17 protein-coding genes are annotated in these 18,227 nt (G+C 73.1%); 13 read left to right on the top strand and 4 right to left on the bottom strand.

The window, feature by feature from the left end:
- Nucleotides 1-191 precede the first annotated feature (191 nt).
- From AB0J72_RS34875 to AB0J72_RS34865, 3 genes are read left to right on the top strand one after another with little or no spacing between them, the layout of a single operon-like run.
- Nucleotides 192-1,496, top strand: a complete 1,305-nt coding sequence (locus AB0J72_RS34875; protein ID WP_363406229.1) for an ABC transporter substrate-binding protein — start codon at nt 192-194, stop codon at nt 1,494-1,496.
- The gene (locus tag AB0J72_RS34870; protein WP_363406226.1) at nt 1,493-2,467 is read left to right on the top strand and encodes a sugar ABC transporter permease; all 975 of its coding nucleotides are present in this window, start codon (nt 1,493-1,495) and stop codon (nt 2,465-2,467) included. The genes AB0J72_RS34875 and AB0J72_RS34870 overlap by 4 nt, the downstream gene beginning before the upstream one ends.
- Nucleotides 2,464-3,321: a carbohydrate ABC transporter permease gene (locus AB0J72_RS34865; RefSeq protein WP_363406223.1), complete on the top strand. Its 858-nt coding sequence runs from the start codon at nt 2,464-2,466 to the stop codon at nt 3,319-3,321. Before AB0J72_RS34870 ends, AB0J72_RS34865 begins: the two co-directional genes overlap by 4 nt.
- Nucleotides 3,322-3,328: 7 nt before the next feature.
- Here the strand turns inward: AB0J72_RS34865 and AB0J72_RS34860 are convergent, their stop codons facing one another.
- Both AB0J72_RS34860 and AB0J72_RS34855 read right to left on the bottom strand, forming a co-directional pair.
- The gene (locus AB0J72_RS34860; protein ID WP_363406220.1) at nt 3,329-3,916 is read right to left on the bottom strand and encodes a hypothetical protein; all 588 of its coding nucleotides are present in this window, start codon (nt 3,914-3,916) and stop codon (nt 3,329-3,331) included.
- Between the two features lie 89 nt (nt 3,917-4,005).
- Nucleotides 4,006-6,225: an MMPL family transporter gene (locus tag AB0J72_RS34855; protein WP_363406217.1), complete on the bottom strand. Its 2,220-nt coding sequence runs from the start codon at nt 6,223-6,225 to the stop codon at nt 4,006-4,008.
- A gap of 128 nt (nt 6,226-6,353) precedes the next feature.
- Here AB0J72_RS34855 and AB0J72_RS34850 point away from each other — a divergent pair, with 128 nt between their 5' ends.
- The 3 genes from AB0J72_RS34850 to AB0J72_RS34840 all read left to right on the top strand — a co-directional run bounded on the left by AB0J72_RS34850 (nt 6,354) and on the right by AB0J72_RS34840 (nt 8,182).
- The gene (locus AB0J72_RS34850) at nt 6,354-7,067 is read left to right on the top strand and encodes a TetR/AcrR family transcriptional regulator (protein ID WP_360564173.1); all 714 of its coding nucleotides are present in this window, start codon (nt 6,354-6,356) and stop codon (nt 7,065-7,067) included.
- 101 nt (nt 7,068-7,168) lie between these two features.
- Nucleotides 7,169-7,717, top strand: a complete 549-nt coding sequence (locus AB0J72_RS34845) for a hypothetical protein (RefSeq protein ID WP_363406214.1) — start codon at nt 7,169-7,171, stop codon at nt 7,715-7,717.
- A 96-nt stretch (nt 7,718-7,813) separates the two neighbouring features.
- Nucleotides 7,814-8,182, top strand: coding sequence for a tetratricopeptide repeat protein (locus AB0J72_RS34840; RefSeq protein WP_363406211.1), 369 nt, complete (start codon nt 7,814-7,816; stop codon nt 8,180-8,182).
- A gap of 29 nt (nt 8,183-8,211) precedes the next feature.
- Here AB0J72_RS34840 and AB0J72_RS34835 read toward each other — a convergent pair whose 3' ends face one another.
- Nucleotides 8,212-9,738, bottom strand: a complete 1,527-nt coding sequence (locus tag AB0J72_RS34835; RefSeq protein WP_363406208.1) for a fibronectin type III domain-containing protein — start codon at nt 9,736-9,738, stop codon at nt 8,212-8,214.
- Nucleotides 9,739-9,893: 155 nt separating this feature from the next.
- Between AB0J72_RS34835 and AB0J72_RS34830 the strand changes: the two genes are divergently transcribed.
- The 7 genes from AB0J72_RS34830 (at nt 9,894) to AB0J72_RS34800 (ending at nt 17,316) form a co-directional block, all read left to right on the top strand.
- Nucleotides 9,894-10,571 (top strand): hypothetical protein, encoded by a 678-nt coding sequence (locus AB0J72_RS34830; RefSeq protein WP_363406367.1) that lies wholly within the window; start codon nt 9,894-9,896, stop codon nt 10,569-10,571.
- A gap of 40 nt (nt 10,572-10,611) precedes the next feature.
- A complete protein-coding gene (locus AB0J72_RS34825) occupies nt 10,612-11,412 on the top strand; it encodes an alpha/beta fold hydrolase (protein ID WP_363406205.1) in 801 nt (266 codons plus the stop codon).
- Nucleotides 11,413-11,478: 66 nt separating this feature from the next.
- Nucleotides 11,479-12,162: a hypothetical protein gene (locus AB0J72_RS34820; RefSeq protein WP_363406202.1), complete on the top strand. Its 684-nt coding sequence runs from the start codon at nt 11,479-11,481 to the stop codon at nt 12,160-12,162.
- Between the two features lie 12 nt (nt 12,163-12,174).
- Nucleotides 12,175-14,109 (top strand): sensor histidine kinase, encoded by a 1,935-nt coding sequence (locus AB0J72_RS34815; RefSeq protein WP_363406199.1) that lies wholly within the window; start codon nt 12,175-12,177, stop codon nt 14,107-14,109.
- Nucleotides 14,106-14,753, top strand: a complete 648-nt coding sequence (locus tag AB0J72_RS34810) for a response regulator transcription factor (RefSeq protein WP_344499044.1) — start codon at nt 14,106-14,108, stop codon at nt 14,751-14,753. Before AB0J72_RS34815 ends, AB0J72_RS34810 begins: the two co-directional genes overlap by 4 nt.
- A 103-nt stretch (nt 14,754-14,856) precedes the next feature.
- A complete protein-coding gene (locus AB0J72_RS34805) occupies nt 14,857-16,653 on the top strand; it encodes a GMC oxidoreductase (RefSeq protein WP_363406196.1) in 1,797 nt (598 codons plus the stop codon).
- Nucleotides 16,654-16,671: 18 nt separating this feature from the next.
- Nucleotides 16,672-17,316 (top strand): hypothetical protein, encoded by a 645-nt coding sequence (locus AB0J72_RS34800; protein ID WP_363406193.1) that lies wholly within the window; start codon nt 16,672-16,674, stop codon nt 17,314-17,316.
- Here AB0J72_RS34800 and AB0J72_RS34795 read toward each other — a convergent pair.
- Entirely contained in the window at nt 17,294-18,223 is a 930-nt protein-coding gene (locus AB0J72_RS34795; RefSeq protein WP_363406190.1) for a hypothetical protein, read from the bottom strand. The genes AB0J72_RS34800 and AB0J72_RS34795 overlap by 23 nt on opposite strands.
- Between the last annotated feature and the right edge of the window lie 4 nt (nt 18,224-18,227).

The following is an 18,227-nucleotide window of genomic DNA, read 5'->3' as shown; positions in this document are numbered from 1 at the left end:
CCGGACGAACCTCGGAGCCGGCTCGGAGAAGCCACCCGAACTTCCTGTGAACCCGGGGTGAACACCGCCCGGGAGATCGCGATGGCGATCAATGCTTGACAACTGTCACATCGACCGGCTTTGCTGTGATGGCTTATGAGCATCCGCGTTGGAACCTGTTGCCTTTTCGCCGAATCCGCCCGGAGGCGAACATGACAGACGCCCGGTTGTCCCGCCGCTCCGCGCTCAAAGGCCTCGCCGCCGCGTCCGCGCTCCTCGGAGCGCCCACGTTCGTCGCCGGCTGCGGCGACGACGACGGCAAGGCGCCCGACTCCGGCACCGTCACCGACCCGATCACGTTCGGGTCCAACTACTCCGACGACGCCACCAAGCAGGCGTTCGCGGCGCTGTGCGCGGCCGCGACGTCGGCGACGAAGGTGCCGATCACGGTCAACACCACCGACCACAACACGTTCCAGAACAACATCAGCAGCTACCTGCAGGGCACGCCGGACTCCCTGGCGACCTGGTTCGCCGGGTACCGGCTGCAGTTCTTCGCCGCGCAGGGGCTGCTCACCCCGATCGACGACGTGTGGGAGAAGATCGGCGGCACGTTCAACGACGCCGCCCGCAGCCTGTCCAAGGGCATCGACGGGCACTACTACCTGGTGCCGCTGTACAACTACCCGTGGGTCGTCTTCTACAACAAGAGCGTCTTCGCCGCGAAGGGCTACCAGGTCCCCGCGACCTGGGACGCGTTCATCGCACTGTGCCAGAAGATGAAGACCGACGGCCTCGTGCCGATCGCGTTCGCGGAGAAGGACGGCTGGCCGGCGCTGGGCACGTTCGACATCCTGAACCTGCGCATCAACGGCTACGACTTCCACATGCGGCTGATGAAGCACGAGGTGCCGTGGACCGATCCGAAGGTCGCGGCGGTGTTCGACCAGTGGCGGCAGCTGATGCCGTACGTGCAGAACGGCGCCAACGGTCGCACCTGGCAGGACGCGGCCAAGACCCTGGAGAACAAGCAGGCCGGGATGATGTTCCAGGGCTCCAACCAGGTCGCCGCGAACTACGCCCCCGCGAACCTCGCCGACCTGGACTTCTTCCCCTACCCGGCGATCAACCCCGAGCACGGCCAGTACTACATGGACGCCCCGACCGACGGCTTCATCCTGCCGAAGAAGGGCAAGAACTCCGCCGCCGCGAAGGTGGTCCTGCAGCACATCGGCACCCCCGAGGCGGAGACCAGCTTCCTGCAGAACGACCACTGGGACGTCGGGCTCGCCAACGGTCTGGTCGCGCCGACCTACAACGAGATCCAGAAGAAGTCCGTCGCGGAGATCGCCAAGTGCAAGAACGTGTCCCAGTTCATGGACCGCGACACGGTCCCCGACATGGCCACCGCGATGATCAAGCTGATCCAGACGTTCATCGACGACCCGAGCCCGGGCACGGTCACCTCCATCCTGAAGACCGCGGAGGACCAGGCGAAAACCATCTTCACCAAGTGAAGCGGGGCTTTCTGGGACGGCGCCGCCGTCGCCTGCTCACCCGCCGCGACGTCGCGGTCGTCGCGGTCATGCTCGGCATCCCGCTGCTGCTGGAGGCGTTGCTCATCTGGGGGCCGGCGCTGGCGTCGGTCGGGCTGTCGTTCACGAAGTGGACCGGCGTCGGCGGGGTGACGTTGCAGTCCTGCGACTCGCTGCCGTCCGTGCCCGGCATTCCGCAGCCCGGTTGCCTGTACGGTGTCCGCAACTACGAGCAGGCGTTCACCACGTACCCCGACTTCTGGCCGGCCGTGCGGCACAACATCATCTGGCTGCTCGTGTTCGTGTGCTTCGCGACGCCGCTCGGGATGCTGTTCGCCGTCGTCATCGACCGTGGCATCCGCGGCTCCCGCATCTACCAGAGCATCCTGTTCCTGCCCGTGATGCTCTCCCTCGCCCTCATCGGCATCATCTGGGAGCTCATCTACTCGCCCAACTTCGGCCTGGTGAACTCGCTGCTGCACCGCACCGGCGACGACAACCTCATCGACTGGCTCGGCGACCCGTCCCTCAACCTCTGGGCCCTGCTCGTCGAGGCCAGCTGGCGGCAGGCCGGCTACGTGATGATCCTCTATCTCGCCGGGCTGAAGGCGGTGGACCCGGCGCTGCGCGAGGCCGCCCTCATGGACGGCGCGTCAGCCTGGCAGACGTTCTGGCGGGTCGTCTTCCCCGCGATGCGCCCCATCAACATCGTGGTCATGGTGGTGACGGTGATCGAGTCGCTGCGCGCGTTCGACCTCGTGTACATCACCTCCGGCGGCAACCCGCTGAAGGGCCTCGAACTGCTGTCCGTCGCCGTCACCCAGAACATCGTCGGCGAGACCCAGCGGATCGGCTTCGGCTCCACCCTCGGCGTCATCCTGCTCGTCATCTCGCTCGTGCCGATCACGCTGTTCCTGTACCAGGCGTTCCGCCGCGAGGAGGCCCGCTCATGACCCGCCGCCCGTGGCGCGTGGCGTCCCAGGCGTTCATGCTCACGATGATCGCGCTGTGGCTGACGCCGATCCTGTTCGCGCTGTACGTGGCGCTGCGACCGATCGCCGACACCAACGCGCACGGCTACGTCTCGCTGCCGTCAGGCCTGACGCTGTCCAACTTCCGCGCCGCGTGGACCCAGTCCGACATGTGGCGCTTCTTCCTCAACTCGCTGATCGTCACGGTGCCGGCCGTGGTGCTGACCCTGCTGCTGGCCTCGTCGTTCGCCTACGTCGTAGCGCGGCTGCGGTTCCGCTGGAACATCGCCCTGCTCATCCTGTTCACCGCCGGCAACCTGCTGCCGCAGCAGGTCATCATCACGCCCCTGTTCCGCCTGTACCTGGCGATCCCGCTGCCACACTGGCTCAGCGAGAGCGGCCTGATGTACAACTCGTACCTCGGCCTCATCGCCATCAACGTCGCCTTCCAGCTCGGCTTCTGCGTCTTCGTCCTCAGCAACTACATGAAGACCCTGCCGAACGAGCTCGACGAGGCCGCCGTCGTCGACGGCGCGGGCGTCTGGACCCGGTTCTGGCGGCTCACGCTCCCCCTGTGCCGCCCCGCCCTCGCCGCCCTGGCGACCCTGCTCACCACCTGGATCTACAACGACTTCTTCTGGGCCATCACCCTCATCTCCACCGGCGACAAGCGCCCGGTGACCTCGGCCCTGGCCAACCTCCAGGGCCAGTTCGTCGCCAACCAGAACATGATCGCCGCGGCCGCCCTGATCGCCGCGATCCCGACCCTCATCGTCTACGTGGCCCTGCAGAAGCACTTCATCGCCGGCCTGTCCCTGGGCTCCACCAAGGGCTGAGCGCCGCTCATCCCTCCCCGACGAAGGTCGCCAGGGGCGACACCCGGGTCGCGCTCTCGTAGCCCGGCGTGAACGGGGCGGTCCCGAGCCCGTTCGCGTCGCGCCCGTTGTAGACGTGCAGCCCGCCGCCGTCCGTGACGATCCACAGGCCGGACGTCACCCAGCCGGCGAATGCGTGCCACGGCAACGGGTCGACGTTGAAATCCACGTCGTCACCACCCCGGAAGCACGGCGACTCGGTCACCGCGATCTCCGTCACCACCCGGCCGACGACCGCCGCGAGCGGCTCCGGCGCCGACGGCCGCCGCTCGTGCGGGCGCCCGACGGCCTCGGGAGCGACCGCGAGATCGATCGTGTCCCAGGTCACGGACAGGCCGTCCCAGGCCTGCCAGGCGAGCTCCAGCTGCGTCCCATCGTCGATGACCAGCACGAGCGGGATGTCCTCGAACCACCGGTCACGCTCGGGGTCCCAGCCGGTCCAGCCGGCGGTCACCCGCCGCCCGACCAGCGCGAGCAGCCGGTCCCGTTGCCGGTCCAGCTGCACCCGCGCACGCGCGAAGTCCGGCCGCCAGCCCGAGATCTTCTCGTCCCTCATACCGGCGATCCTTCCGCACGCATCGACCCACCTGATCACGAAACGGCGAAGAGCGGGCCACAGGTCGGGCCCGCTCTTCGCCGCGCCGGTCAGGCGGTGGTCGTGGCCAGCTTCTTGGGCTCGGCCGGCAGGTGGTCCTGGGCCTTGCCCTCGACGTGCAGCTCGGGCAGGAGGCGGCCGAGCCAGGCCGGCATCCACCAGTTGACGCGGCCGAGGATGTGCATCGCGGCCGGGACGAGCAGGAGGCGGACGACCGTCGCGTCGAGGAAGATCGCGGACGCCATGCCCACGCCGATGACCTTCAGGACCAGGTCGGGGCTGGGGATGAAGGCGGCGAACACCGCGATCATGATGGCGGCCGCGGCCGTGATGACGCGGGCGGTGCCGGCGAGGCCGTCGGTGACGGCGCGGGCGTTCTCGCCGGTGCGGGTCCAGACCTCGCGCATGCGGCTGACGAGGAAGACCTCGTAGTCCATCGAGAGGCCGAACAGGACGGCGAACATCAGCACCGGCACGAACGCCGGCAGCGGCGTCTCGGTGTCGATGCCGACCAGCTTGCCGGCCCAGCCGCCCTGCAGGACGAGGGCGACCACGCCGTACGCGGCGGCGACCGACAGCAGGTTCATCACCGCCGCCTTCAGCGCCACCGCGACGCTGCGGAACGACACCAGGAGCAGCAGCATCGACAGCAGGACCACGCCGCCGATGAGCAGCGGGATCCGCCGGGCGATGTTGGCGGTGCTGTCGATCGCGGTGGCCGTCATCCCGCCGATGTGGACGTCGGCGCCGGTGCCGGCGACCGTCTGCGGCAGGATGTCCCGGAGCCGCTCGACGAGGTCCTCGGTGCGGGCGTCCTGCGGGCCGGTGCGCGGCAGCACCGTGATGACCGCGGCGGTGCCGTCCTGGTTGACCTGCGCCGGCATCGCGGCGGCCACCCCGTTGACGCCGGGGAGGGCGGCGGCGAGCTTGTCCAGCGCCGTGGTGTCGCCGGGACGGGTCAGCTCGACGGCGAGCACGAGCGGGCCGTTGGCGCCCGGGCCGAAGCCCTCGGCGACCATGTCGTAAGCCTGGCGGGTGGTGGTCTCGGCGCGGTTGTTGCCCGCGTCCGGGAAGCCGAACCGGACGCCGAGGAACGGCGCGGCCAGCGCGAGCAGGATCGCCACGCCGAGGAACGCCGAGACGAAGCGGTGCCGCTGGACCAGCCCGCTCCAGCGCAGCCAGCCCTTGCCGGGCTCGACGTGCCCACCGGCGGCGACCGTCACGGCACCCTGGCGGAGCAGCGGCAGGCGCAGCTTGTCGACGTGCCGGCCGAGGTACCCCAGCAGCGCCGGGAACAGGGTGACGCTCGCGACCAGCGTGACGAGGACGCCGAGGATCGTGACGAGCGCGGCGCCGCGCATGAACGACAGGCCCATCGCGAACAGGCCGAGCATGCTGACGATGACCGTGCTGCCGGCGACCATCACGGAGCGGCCGGCGGTGTCGAGCGTCGCGACGGTCGCCGCCTCGGGTTCGAGGCCGGCGGCGCGCCACTCGCGGAAGCGGGTGACCATCAGCAGCACGTAGTCGATGCCGATGCCGATGCCCATCATGGTGGCGAGGGACGTGGACCAGTCGGGCGCGTCGACGAAGCGGATGAGGACCCCGGTCAGCGTGGCGCTGACGGCGAGCCCGGCGACGGCGACCAGGACCGGCAGGCCGGCGGCGATCACGGAGCCGAACATCAGCAGCAGGATGACGATGGCGGCGGCGAGGCCGATCCCCTCGGAGCCGATCTCGCCCTGCTCGGCGCGCTGGATGCTCTGCCCGCCGAGCGCGACCGTCAGCCCGGCGCGGCTCGCCTCGGTGGCGATGTCCATCAGGCGCTGGCTGTCCTCGACCGGCATGTCGTCGGGGTTGACCACGTCGAGGCGCAGGTCGGCGACCGCGGTCCGGCCGTCCTGCGAGATCCCGCCGGGCGCGGCGAACGGGTCGGCGACGCCCGCGACGTGGGGCGCGGCCGCCAGCTTCGCCAGGAGCGCCTGCACGTCGCTCTTCGCGCCGGCGACGCCGTTGTCGGCCCGCACGACGACCGCGACGGTCGCGCCGGACTGACTGGTGAAGCGCTCCTCGAGCAGCCGCGTCGCGGCCTTGGAGTCGGAGCCGGGCGCGGAGTAGTCGGCGGCGAAGTCGCCGCCGAAGAAGTTGGACAGCGCGAACGCCGCGGCGAGCGCGACGACCCACGCGACGACGGTCCGGCCACGCCGCCGGTACGCCACCCGGGCGAGCCGCCCGAGCGGGCCGAGCGCTGGGTTCGGGAGGTCGGTCATGATCCCTGCCTTCAGCAGTGAATGGGCGTCAGTTGCGTTATGCCTCTTAACCAACATGACGACCCGTCGCTTGTCAAGCGCCTTCACTTCTGTAACGATGATTAACGGAACGGTCATCAGGAGGACTCATGAACACACCCCGGCGGGAGAAGGCGCGCGCGGCGACCATCGACGAGATCAAGCACACCGCCCTCACCCACATGCGGGAGCAGGGCACCGTCGACATCCGCTTCGCCGACATCGCCCGGGCCATGGAGATGACGCCGCCGGCGCTCTACCGCTACTTCGCCGACCGGGACGAGCTGCTCAGCGCCCTCATCGCCGACGCGTACGACGATCTCGGCCGCTGCGTCGCCGAGGCCCGCGACGCGGTCCCCTCCGACGACGTCGGCGGCCGGTTCATGGCGGTCGCCGGCTCGTACCGCCAGTGGGCCCGGCAGGATCCGCAGCGCTTCGCCCTCATCCTCGGCATGCCCCTGCCCGGCTACGCCGCCCCCGTCGACGGCCCCACCACCGAGGCCGCCCAGCGAGCGATGTCACAGCTGTCGTCGCTCTTCCTCGAGGCCCAGGCGCAGGGCGTGCTCGGGCGCCCCCGGCTGCGCGACGTGCACCCCGCCATCGCCGCGTGCGCCGAGCAGAAGCACCAGCAGTCGGGTGTACCGGTCTCGGCGGAGACCTTCCAGGCCATGCTGCACGCCTGGTCGTCGCTGCACGGCTTCGCCGCCCTGGAGGCCTACGGCCACTTCGACTGGATCACCGAGGAGGGCCGCGACGCCCTCTTCGACGGCCACGCCCGCCTCACCGCCGAAACCGCCGGCCTCCCCGCCCCCAGGACCCTCTGAACTGGACGGTCTCCGACGGCGAACCTGACGCGGGCGGGTCAGCCGGTGACGCGGCGGGCCGCGGGTATCGCGGCGGTAACGAGGCCAGCGAGGGCCCGGCGGTGCACAACCTCGCCGCGGCGGTGCACGGGCTCGGCGGTGTCGGCAAGTCCGAGCTCGCCCTCCAATACGCCGCCGGCACGCTCGACCAGTACTGCCTGGTGTGGTGGGTGACCGCCGACACCCGCCAGAACGTCGAGGCGGGTCTGACCGACCTGACCCGGCAACTGCACCCGGTCGCCACGCTCGCCGAGGCGGCCGACTGGGCGATGGGCCGACTGCAGTCACACACGGGCTGGCTGCTGATCCTGGACAACGTCGAGCGGCTCCCCGACGTCGACCGGCTCCTTGGCAGCGCCAGGGGCCGCGGACACGTCCTGCTCACCACGCGCCGCGACGTCGGCACCGCCATGTGGCGGCGGGCCGGGCTCGCCCGCCACCCGCTCCGCGTCCTGGACCGCACCGCGAGCGTCACACTCCTGCGCCGCCTGACGAGCGACGAACCCGACGACAGACCGGACGACGGCGCCGGTGTGTTGGCCGCGGACCTCCGCGACCTTCCCCGGTGCTCGAACAGGCGGCCGCGTATGTCACGCACCACGACGGCATGACCCTCGCCGGATACCCGGGCGCTGCTGACGACGCGGTTCGACCGGGTTGCCGCGCACCAGGGCGACGAGCGCCGCTCGATCGCCGCCGTCTGGCGGGTGAGCACGGACGCCGCCGCCCGCCGGTCCGGCCTGGCCCGGACGGTGCTCGCCGTGCTTTCCTGGCTCGGACCCGACGGGCTGCCGGTCGACGTCCTGGCCCCGATCGCCGACGACACCACCGACGTCGAGCGCTACGAGGCGCTCGTCAGCGACTACCGCCGGGCACTGGGCGACCTGCATCCCGACACGCTCACCACCGCCGGCCTGGCCCGGGCATACCTGGCGACCGGCCACCGCGACGCCGCGATCCGCGCCCACGAGGACGTGCTGCGCCGCCGTCGTGAGTCCTTCGGCGACGGCCACCCGTTCACCCGCGGCTCCGAGTGGCACCTCGCCGCCGCCCGCTCCCATCCACCCGTGACCTGACGCGGGGGCGCCGCACGGCGTGGTGATGCTCAGCCGGCGGCGCGGCGGCCGCGGGTGATCGCGGCGGTGACGAGGCCGGCGAGGGCGAGCGCGCCGAGGCCCAGCAGGGCGAGGACGCCGGTCCGGGTGCGCTGGCCGTCGCGGGTGTCGGCGGTGGCCGCGACGACGGCGGTGTCCGTTGTGCCGTTCGGCAGGCCGAGCAGGGCGCCGAAGCCGTCGGTGGAGCCGTGGTGCTGGGCCGCGGTGCCGGGCTGGGCGGTGTCGCGGCCCTTGTCGGTGCCGGCGAGCCGGCGCGTCGAGTCCTGCGTGGTCCGGTGCTGCGCGGCGCGGTTCGCGTCCTGCGCGGCGCGGTTCGGGGTCCGGGCGGCGGCGTTCGACCCCGGCGCGGCACCGTTCGCGGCCTGCGTCGTGCCAGCGCCCTGGGCAGCGGCCTGCGTCGTGCCAGCACCCTGGGCAGCGGCCTGCGTCGTGCCAGCACCCTGGGCAGCGGTCTGGGTCGTGCCAGCGACCTGGGAAGTGATCTGCGTCGCGCCAGCGCCCTGGGCCACCGTCTGCGTCGTGCCCGCGCCGTGGGAAGCGGTCTGCGTCGTGCCCGCGCCGTGGGAAGCGGTCTGTGTCGTGGCGGCCGCGCCGTGGGAAGGGGGCCGGGTCGTGCCGGTCGTGGTCTGTGCGGCGGGCTGGGTGGCGGGGTTCGTGTGGGCCGCGCCGGTCGAGGGCGGGGTGGCCCGGTGCGGGTCGCGGGCGGGTTCGGTGGCCGGCGCCTTGGCGGGGGTCGTCCGGGCGGCGGCGGGGGCGCCGACCGTGGCCGGGGCGGACAGGGCGCTCAGGACCGAGCTGCGGGCGCCGGAGTCCGGGACGGCGACGGCGCGGACCGTGAACGAGTACGTCGCGCCCTGCGTCAGCGCCGGCACCACACAGCTCGTCGCGGCGTTGGTCCTGGTGCGGCAGGTCTTGGTGGCGTCCTCGATCGCGGTGGCCTCGAAGTGGTCGACGATGCCGGTCTCGCTGATGTTGACCTTCCACGAGACCTTCAGCGACGTGGGGGACTGAGCGGTGACCGTGACCGCGGTCGGGGCGGCGGCCACCTGCTGCACGGGGGTCGACAGGGCAGCGGCGCCGGGGGCGGACGGGGTGCCGGCGGGGGCCTTGCGCGGCGGCTTCGCGGCCGGCTTGTGCGCGACCTTGCGAGGCTTGGTTTTCGTCTTCGCCTTGGCCTTCGCGGCGGGCTTCGTGGCGGTCTTCGTGGTGGTGTCGGCCTTCGCGGGCGCCTTCGGCTTCGGGGCGGCGGGGAGCTTGCCGGCCTTGCGGTCGTTGACCTCCCGGTCGCCGCCGGTCGCGTGTACGCCGTGGCTGCGCACCTCGGTGCCGCCGTCCGGGCTCGGGCGGTTGAACTGGCCAGGACCCGCGAACGCCGTGCCCCCGGTCGCGCCGACGACGACGATGCCCACGGCCGCCAGCGCGAGACCGGCCCGGGCGGCGCGGGCGGTCTGGACGGCCCGGGCGGCACGGAAAGCGCGGACGGCGCGGCGGGCGGGGCGCGGCACGGATCTGGTCACCACGGTAACGGTCCCCTCTGGAGCATTCTGGACAAATGCCTATCGAAGGTAATGTAGCGACTACTCGGCGTGTCCGGGCGACATTCGCCGGTGGTGCTGTGACAGTTGAGCGGATCCGGGCGGTGGCGGCGCGGCGATACGCTGCCGCCGTGACCATGCCACCCGATGACCGGCGGCCACCCGCACCCTGGCCCCCGCCACCGGGTCCGCAGCCCTGGACACCCCCGCCGCCGCAGCAGCAGGCGCAGCCGCATCCGTACCCACCGCCGCACCACCTGCCGCGGCGGGGCAACCCGCCCCGGGGCGGTGGCCTACTGCCCTGGGTCGTCGGCGCGGCGATCCTCGGCGTCCTCGCACTCCTCGTCGGCGCCGCCGTCATCGTGGTCCGCCTCGCGGGTGACGACGGCGACGACCCGTCCGTGGCGGCGCCCCCGGCGACCACCGCGGCACCCGCGGCACCCGCGACCACCGCGGCGGCAACACCGGCGCCGGGCGAGACCGTGCCGCCGCGGCTGCCGGAGCGGCCCGAGACCTCGACGCCGCCGGCGCTGCCGGAGCTGGCGACCCGGCCGGTGACCGAGGAGGGCACGCTCAGGTCCGGGACCACGGGCGCCGCCACCGCGGTCACGTTCGTGAACAAACGCACGGACGCGGTCACCGTCCACTGGCTCGACTTCGACGGCAAACGCGTGCGCTACCAGCAGATGCCGCACGACACGTCGTACACCCAGCAGACGTACGCGAGCCACGCGTGGCTGGTCTGCGGCTACGACGAGACGCCGCTGCTCATCGTCGTCGCCGCCGCGCAGCCGGGACTGGTCACGATCCGGTAGCGGCCGCAACCCGCGCCGCCTCCCGGCGGTCCAGACCAGCATGAGACGCATTGGACTCGGACTGCTGGCGGTGGCCCTGATCTCCGGCTGCGGCGGCGACCCGGCCGCGGCACCAACCGGGGCACCGCCTGCGGCACCGTCGACGGCAGCGTCCGCGCCGCAGGCGGCGCCGAGCCCGACGGACCGGCGCTGCGCCGACCCCGAGCTCAACGACAAGCAGGTCGCGTTCCCGGGCAACGGCGGCTTCCTGACCGGCGTGCTGCTCGGCGCGGCCACGAGCAGGACCGTGCTCGTCCTCGCCCCGCAGGCCAGCGCCGACGCGTGCTCCTGGCTGTCGTGGGCCAGGCAGGAGGCCGCCGCCGGCTACCGCGTCCTCGCCCTCGACTTCGCCGGCGAGGGCCGCTCCCAGCGCGGCGACGGGAGCAAGCCGTCCGCCGACGTCCTGCGGGCGGTCGCGTACACGCGAACCATCGGCGCCGAGAAGGTCGTCCTCATCGGCGCGTCCCGCGGTGGCACCGCCTCCCTCGTCGCGGCGGCCGCCGCCGAGCCGCCGGTGACCGCCGCGGTGAGCCTGTCGGCGCCCGCCACCTACGCGGGCGAGGACGCCGCCGCCGCGGTCACCCGGATCGCCGTGCCCGTCCTGTACGTCGCGGCCACCGGCGAGACCTCGTTCGCCGCCGACGCGCAGACGATGTACGGCGCGACCGCCGACCCGCGCCGCCGCATCGCCCTCGTCCCGGGCCGGCTGCACGGCACATCGCTGCTCACCGTCACCGCCGACGGCACCGCCGAGGCCACCGCGGCCGTCACCGAGTTCCTGAAGGCCAACGCCGCACCGTGATGTCCCGGACGGGTGGGATCAGCTGACCCATGCGGCCCGGGACACCGGACCGGCACGCTCACTGGCATGACGAACGCAACCGTGCCGGACCGCTCCGCGGCGGCCGTACAGACATACACCGCGCCCCGCCGGGGCTGGGCGCTCACCGGTGCCATCGGCGGCCTCGCCGGCGCCGTCGGCATCTTCCTCGGCGCGAACCTGACCACCGACGTCGGCGACGGCATCAAGGACAACGCGCAGCTCGTCGCGGCGATCGTCGCGCACCGCGACCTGGTCTGGGTGTACCAGGTGAGCAGCGTGATCACCGCCGTGAGCCTGATCGTGTTCGCGGCCGGGCTGCGCCGGCACCTCGCCGTGCAGGAGCCCGCCGGCAGCCTCGTGCCCGGGATCGCGGCCGCCGGGCTGGGGCTCGTCGCCGTGTCCGCGTTCATCGGCGGCGGCATCTGCACCGAGCTGTACTGGGCGCTCGGCGAGCCCGACCGCTGGGACCCCGACACGATCGCCGCGCTGATCGAGGTCTACAACACGATCAGCTGGCTGTGGGCGGGCGCCGGGATCGCCGCCGCCGCGGTCGCCGTCGGCGGGTTCCGGCACGGCTCGGCCAGCAGGTGGCTGGCGGGTGTCAGCGTCGTCCTCGCGCTGCTCGTGGCCGCGACGCAGGCGTTCCCGGTGCAGTACGCGTCGCTGTTCCCCGGCGCGCTGTGGGTCGTCGTCGCGGGCCTGGGGTTCGGGCTGCGGAAAGCTCGTTAGGGTCTGAAGGCGATGCACCGTGCAGCCTGGGCCACCCTCGCCGTCGCGGGCGCGGCGGTGTGGCTGGCGATGGCCAACGGCGCCCCGCTCGCCGGCGTCAGCCACCTGTTCGCCGTCTCCGCCTGTACGGTCGCCGGCGGTCTCGTCCTGCGGCAGCGGCCGGCCAACCCGTTGGGCCGGCTGCTGCTGCTCGGCGCCGCGTGCTTCGTGTTCCTGGAGGCGTTCGGCCAGTACGCGATCCGCGGCCTGCCGGGCGCGACCGCGGCCGCGTGGCCGCAGACCTGGCTGTGGGCGCCCGCGAACCTCGCCCTGGCCGCGGTGCCCGCGTTCTTCCCCGACGGCCGCCCCGGCCGGTGGATGCGCCGGGCGCTGTGGACGGTCACCGCCCTCGCCGCCGCCGCCGCGGTCACCGGCGCGCTGAAGCCGGGGCACAACGACCAGGTCGGGCCCGACGGCCGGCCCAACCCCCTGGGTGTGGCCGGGTTCGGCGGCGTCGCCCCGGTCGTCGAGTCCGTGTTCACCGCGGCGGCGGGCCTGCTGTTCGTCGCCGGCGCGGCCGGGGTCGTCGCCGAGGCCGTCACCGCGACGGGAGCCCGGCGCGCGCAGGCCCGCTGGCTGGCGTACTCCATCGGCCTCGTCGCGCTCGTCGTCGTCGGCCGGCTCGCCGCCGGGCTCACCGACGGCCACCGGGACAAGATCTGGCCGGCCGGGAACGTGTGGTGGGACCTCGCCGGCAGTGTCTCCCTCGCGCTCGTCCCCGCCGGGATCGGCGTCGCCGTGCTGCGGCACCGGCTCTTCGACATCGACCTGCTGATCAGCCGCACCGCCGTGTTCGTCGTGCTGACCGGCGGCGTCAGCTGCGCGTACCTCGTCATCGTCGGCTACCTGGGCGCCTCGTCCGTGGTGGCCGCGGTCGCCGCCGCCCTGGTCTTCGGCACGGCCCGCACCTGGGTGCAGCGGCGGGTGAATCTTCTGGTGTACGGCGAGCGCGACGACCCCTACACGGTGCTCGCCAGGCTCGGTGAACGGCTCGCGCAGACCCAGGATCCCCTGGCCGTCCTGGCGACGAGCACCGCGACGGTCCGGGAGGCGTTGCAGCTGTCGTACATCCGCATCGACGCCGACGGAGGGCGCTCCTACGAGATCGGGACCCGCCCGGCGGAGCCCGTCGAGCTGCCGCTCGTCGCCGGCGGCGTCACCGTCGGCACGCTGCTGATCGGCCCGCGGCCCGGCGAGCCGGCGCTCGGCCCGCGCGACCTGCGGCTGCTCGCGGACGTGGCCAGGCACATCGGCCCGGCCGTGCAGGCCGGCCGGTTCGCCGCCGACCTGCAGCGCTCCCGCGAGCAGCTCGTCCAGGCGCGGGAGGAGGAGCGCCGCCGGCTGCGCCGCGACCTGCACGACGGTCTCGGCCCCACCCTCGCCGGGCTCACGATGCGGGCGGAGACGGCCCTCGCGGTCGGCCCGGACGCGGCGGAGCGCCTCCTGGAGGAGATCGTCCGGGACGCGGAGACCGCCATGGCCGACGTGCGCCGGCTCGTGGAGGGCCTGCGGCCGCCGGCCCTGGACACGCTCGGGCTGCGCGGCGCGCTCGTCGGCCACCTCGCCGGCTGGCCACCCGGCGGGCCGCGGGCCGGCGTGGACGCCGCCGACGACCTGCCGGCGCTGCCCGCCGCGGTGGAGGTCGCGGCGTACCTGATCGCGGTCGAGGCGCTCAACAACGCCCGCCGCCACGCCGGCGCGACCACGGTCCGGCTAGCGTTGCGGGTGGACGGCGACCGGCTGTGGTTGTCGGTCACCGACGACGGCCGGTTCACGACCAGCGGCGCGGGGGTGGGCATGCATTCGATGCGCGAACGCGCCGACGAGCTCGGCGGCACCCTCGACGTGACAGCCACCGACGAAGGCACCACCGTCACCGCCACGCTGCCGATCGGAGGGGCCGCGTGAGCGAGTCGGTACGGGTGCTGATCGTCGACGACCACGCGCAGTTCCGGGCGGGGCTGCGGGCGTTGCTCGCCACCACCGGCGAGGTCGAGGTCTGCGGCGAGGCGGCCAGCGGCGAGGAGGCCCTCACCGCGCTCGCCCGCGCGCAGCCGGACGTCGTGCTGCTCGACCTCGCGATGCCCGGCATGGGCGGGATCGCCGCGACCCAGCGCATCCTGGAGGCCAGCCCGCACGTGCGCGTGCTGGTGCTGAGCATGGCCGACGACGACGACTCGGTGTTCGCCGCGCTGCGCGCCGGGGCTCGCGGGTACGTGCTGAAGGGCGCCCGCCGGCTGGAGATCATCCGCGCGGTGAAGGTGGTCGCCGACGGCGAGGCGATCTTCGGCCCGGCGATCGCGACCCGGCTGATGGGTTACTTCGCCAACGTCGACCGGGACCCGCCCACCCCGGCCATCCCCGGACTGACCGCCCGGGAGCACGAGATCCTCGCGTTCGTCGCGCAGCACCTGACGAACCCGCAGATCGCGCAGCGGCTCGGGCTGAGCCAGAAGACGGTCCGCAACCACGTCTCCAACATCTTCGCGAAGCTGCAGGTCGCGGACCGTGCCCAGGCCATCGACCTGGCCCGCGAGGCCGGTCTGGGCTGATCGATTCCCACGATCCGCGGCCGGTGGCGCCGGTAGGCTCGCTGGTGCCGGCCCCCTCCCTTGGTTTGGACCTCACCCCACCATCACGGAGGTCATCGAAGCCATGCACACCGCAGCATCGACCCCGAACGCCAACTACGGCTACCCGTTCCCCGGCCCGCAGCGGCCGACCGGCCAGGACGTGATGGACAACGTCTTCTTCGTCGGCGCCGGCGACTGGGAGCGCATCCGCGCGCAGGAACGCTTCGACCACATCGTCATCGGCACCGGGCACTGCGGGCTGGCGTTCGCCGAACAGGTCCTGCAGCGCCGCCCCGAGGCCAGGATCCTGATGCTGGAGCGCGGGACGTTCTTCCTCGCCGAGCACTTCCAGAACCTGCCGCTGCCGTACGAGCAGACCCTCGGCGGGCTGTCGGAGACGTTTCCCTGGACGCTGTCGTCGCGGACCGTCAACGGCAAGCACATCCGCTGGCAGCACGGCATGGTGCCGTTCGTCGGCGGCCGGTCCATCATGTGGAGCGCATGGTGCCCACGGCCGACGGAGGCGGAGATGGCCGGCTGGCCACGGCCGGTCATCGACGTCGCACACGAATACTTCCACTCCGCGGAGCGGCTGCTCAACGTCGTGTCCGCCAACGACATCGACAGCGGCCCGACGGCCCCGCCGCCCGGCTCCCGCCCCGTCTTCGGCGCGCTGCAGCACCGGCTCACCGACCGCCTCGCCGAGGACCTGCACCGGATCCCGGCCGCGACCCGGGTCATGCCCGCTCCCCTGGCGGTCGGCGCGCCGCAGCTGCACGGCCTGGACTTCGACAAGTTCGCCACGCCCGGCCCGCTGCTCGGCCTCGTCGACCGGCAGCGCCGGCTCGCCGTCGAGGGGCACGGGAGCCCGCTGCAGATCCTCACCGACTGCACCGTGCGGCGGATCGTGTCGCAGGACGGCCGGGCGACCGCGCTCGACACCAGCCGCGGCATGATCACCGTCGGCGACGCCGACGTGGTGCTCGCCATGGGCACGCTGCCGCCGACGACGTTGATGCTCAACTCGTTCCCGCAGCTGCGGCACGCCGGGGAGCGGTTCACCGCGCACTTCATCAGCGCCGTCGTCGCCCGGGTGCCGCGCCAGGACTACCCGTTCCACGGCGAGATCGCCGACCTGGAGCTCGGCGCCATCTACCTCGCCGGCCTCGACGAGGGCAGCCAGGGCCAGTTCCACGTGCAGCTCACCGTCCTCGCCGACCGCGACCCGCAGGCCAACGCGCAGACCGCGGCCCGCCACATGCCGGACGTCGTCGCGACCGCCACCCCGGAGCAGCTGCGCACGTCGACCGACCACGTCGTCTTCGTGTGCGCGGTCCTCGGCGAGCTCGACGCCGGCAACCCCGACAACTGGCTGCACCGCCACCCCGACGGGCCCGACGCCGAGGACCCCACCACCAACGTGCTGCTCCAGGTCGTGCAGAACGACCGGGACGGCGCCACCTGGGACACCATGGACACGGCGACGTTCGCGATGCTGGAGGACGTCCTGTCCCCGAAGGGCGCCGAGCGGGTCGAGTACTGGCACGTCGACCCCGACGGCCGGCACGGCCGCTGGCTGCCGCACCGCCCGCCGACCGACCAGATCCGGGTCCCAGCCCTGGTCCACGAGGGCTCCACGATGTGGATCGGCGAGCACGACGACGCCCCCGTCGGCCTGGACTACCGCCCGCGCGGCGTCGACAACGTCTACGTCACCGGCGGGTCACTGTGGCCGCGCGGCGGGTCGTGGAACCCGACGATGACGATGGTCGCGCTCGCCCAGCACCTCGCCGACCTGCGCACCGACGCGGCGAAGAACCGCTCCCGCGACCCTTACGGCTCCCTTGAACGGCGGCACACGCCGTACACGATGTCCTGAACCATCTATCCTGCACCGGTGGACTGGCTCGACTACCTCGGCTGGGCCGGCTCGGCGGTGCTCGTCTGGTCGCTGTCCCAGGCCCGTCTCCTGCGCCTGCGGGTGCTCAACCTGATCGGGTCCGTCGTCCTCGTCGTCTACAACGCCGCGTTGAGCGTCTGGCCGATGGTCGGCCTCAACGCGGCGATGACGGCCATCAACACCTACCACCTGTACAAGATGCTGCGGACCCGCCACGACGAGGCCACCTACACCGTCGTGCAGGTCGGCACCGACGACACGTTCCTCGCCCACGTCCTGCGGGTGCACTGGGCGGACCTGGCGAAGTTCAACCCGTCGTTCCGCTTCGACGACAACCCCGACCGCGCCGCCTTCCTCATCACGCGCGCCGACGAGGTCGTCGGCGTCCTCTTCCTGCGCCCCGCCGACGGCCCCGACGCCGAGGGCGTCGCCCAGATCGAGCTCGACTACGTCACGAAACGGTTCCGCGACCTCAGCCCAGGCGAGTTCGTCTTCCGCAGCAGCGGCCTGCTCACCGCCCGCGGCTACCACCGCGTCCGCACCCCACCCGGCATGCTCGCCCCGTACTACGGCCGCCTGGGCTTCCACCGGGTCGGCGACCACTACGAGCTGGAGCTGCCTAGCACGCCGTCACCGGCTTGAGCCGGACCACGTCGGCGGCGGGCAGCACGGCGACGTCACCGCTGTCCGCCCGCCGGATCCGGACCGCGCCGTCGGCGGTGGACGCCAGCAGCACGCCGCACGTCACCGACCCGTCCGGCCGGGTGACCTGCACCGGGTCCGAGGACGCCGGCGCCTCCGGGCCGAAGACGGTCACGCCGACGGCGACGGCGAGCGCGGCGATCGTCGCGACCGCCGCTCGGACCGCCTGCCGCAGCCGCCCCGCCGCCTGCGCCGCCCGGCCCTGATACCGGGCGTACCAGTCGCGCAGCGCCTGGTCGTCGCCGACCACCCGGGTGACCGGCCACCCGTGCGCCGCCTGGTACGCGCGGGCGACGGCGAGCGCGGCACATCCGAGCGCGACCGCCAGCGCGACCCCGGTCAGCCCCTGCGCCCACGGCTCGAGGGCGCGGATCGCGTCCCGGCTGACCGCGGGCACGACGAGCCCGACCAGGCCGATGAGCGCGACCACCCCGGCCGTCCACTTGTCCGCGGCGCCCCGCACCGCCTGCAGCTGCCCCTCCTGCTCGGCCCGCACCGCGACGGCCGCCGCGAGCAGGTACGCGTCGGTGGCGGCGGCGAGCGTGACCGAGCCGTCGGCGGCGACCGTGGCGGTGACCCCCCACTCCCGCCCGCACCCGTCGGCCACCCCGGCCGGTCGCCCGTCGTGCGTGCCCGCACAGCAGCACGGCAGGCTCACGGTGATCGGCCCCGGCACCGGCGCCGTGGACTCCAGCGCCGTCGACGCCAGCGCCAGGTTCGCGAACGTGGCGTCACCGCACGCCGGGCACGCCCCTTCCAGCACCAGCTCGGTCCCCTGCCGCCGCCCGGCCCACCCGGCCAGCTCAGCCGTCGTGACCACGATCCGCTTCCGCTCGTACGGCGTCATCGGC

Source organism: Dactylosporangium sp. NPDC049742, assembly GCF_040674675.1.
Classification (GTDB): Bacteria; Actinomycetota; Actinomycetes; order Mycobacteriales; family Micromonosporaceae; genus Dactylosporangium; species Dactylosporangium maewongense.
This window is presented reverse-complemented; position numbering and strand designations above follow the sequence as displayed.

Bases quoted from the DNA above. Each gene is read 5' to 3' on its own strand.
- AB0J72_RS34875 (WP_363406229.1), top strand. From the start codon at position 192: ATGACAGACGCCCGGTTGTCCCGCCGCTCCGCGCTCAAAGGCCTCGCC.
- AB0J72_RS34865 (WP_363406223.1), top strand. From the start codon at position 2,464: ATGACCCGCCGCCCGTGGCGCGTGGCGTCCCAGGCGTTCATGCTCACG.
- AB0J72_RS34860 (WP_363406220.1), bottom strand. From the start codon at position 3,916: ATGAGGGACGAGAAGATCTCGGGCTGGCGGCCGGACTTCGCGCGTGCG.
- AB0J72_RS34855 (WP_363406217.1), bottom strand. From the start codon at position 6,225: ATGACCGACCTCCCGAACCCAGCGCTCGGCCCGCTCGGGCGGCTCGCC.
- AB0J72_RS34850 (WP_360564173.1), top strand. From the start codon at position 6,354: ATGAACACACCCCGGCGGGAGAAGGCGCGCGCGGCGACCATCGACGAG.
- AB0J72_RS34830 (WP_363406367.1), top strand. From the start codon at position 9,894: ATGCCACCCGATGACCGGCGGCCACCCGCACCCTGGCCCCCGCCACCG.
- AB0J72_RS34825 (WP_363406205.1), top strand. From the start codon at position 10,612: ATGAGACGCATTGGACTCGGACTGCTGGCGGTGGCCCTGATCTCCGGC.
- AB0J72_RS34820 (WP_363406202.1), top strand. From the start codon at position 11,479: ATGACGAACGCAACCGTGCCGGACCGCTCCGCGGCGGCCGTACAGACA.
- AB0J72_RS34815 (WP_363406199.1), top strand. From the start codon at position 12,175: ATGCACCGTGCAGCCTGGGCCACCCTCGCCGTCGCGGGCGCGGCGGTG.
- AB0J72_RS34805 (WP_363406196.1), top strand. From the start codon at position 14,857: ATGCACACCGCAGCATCGACCCCGAACGCCAACTACGGCTACCCGTTC.
- AB0J72_RS34795 (WP_363406190.1), bottom strand. From the start codon at position 18,223: ATGACGCCGTACGAGCGGAAGCGGATCGTGGTCACGACGGCTGAGCTG.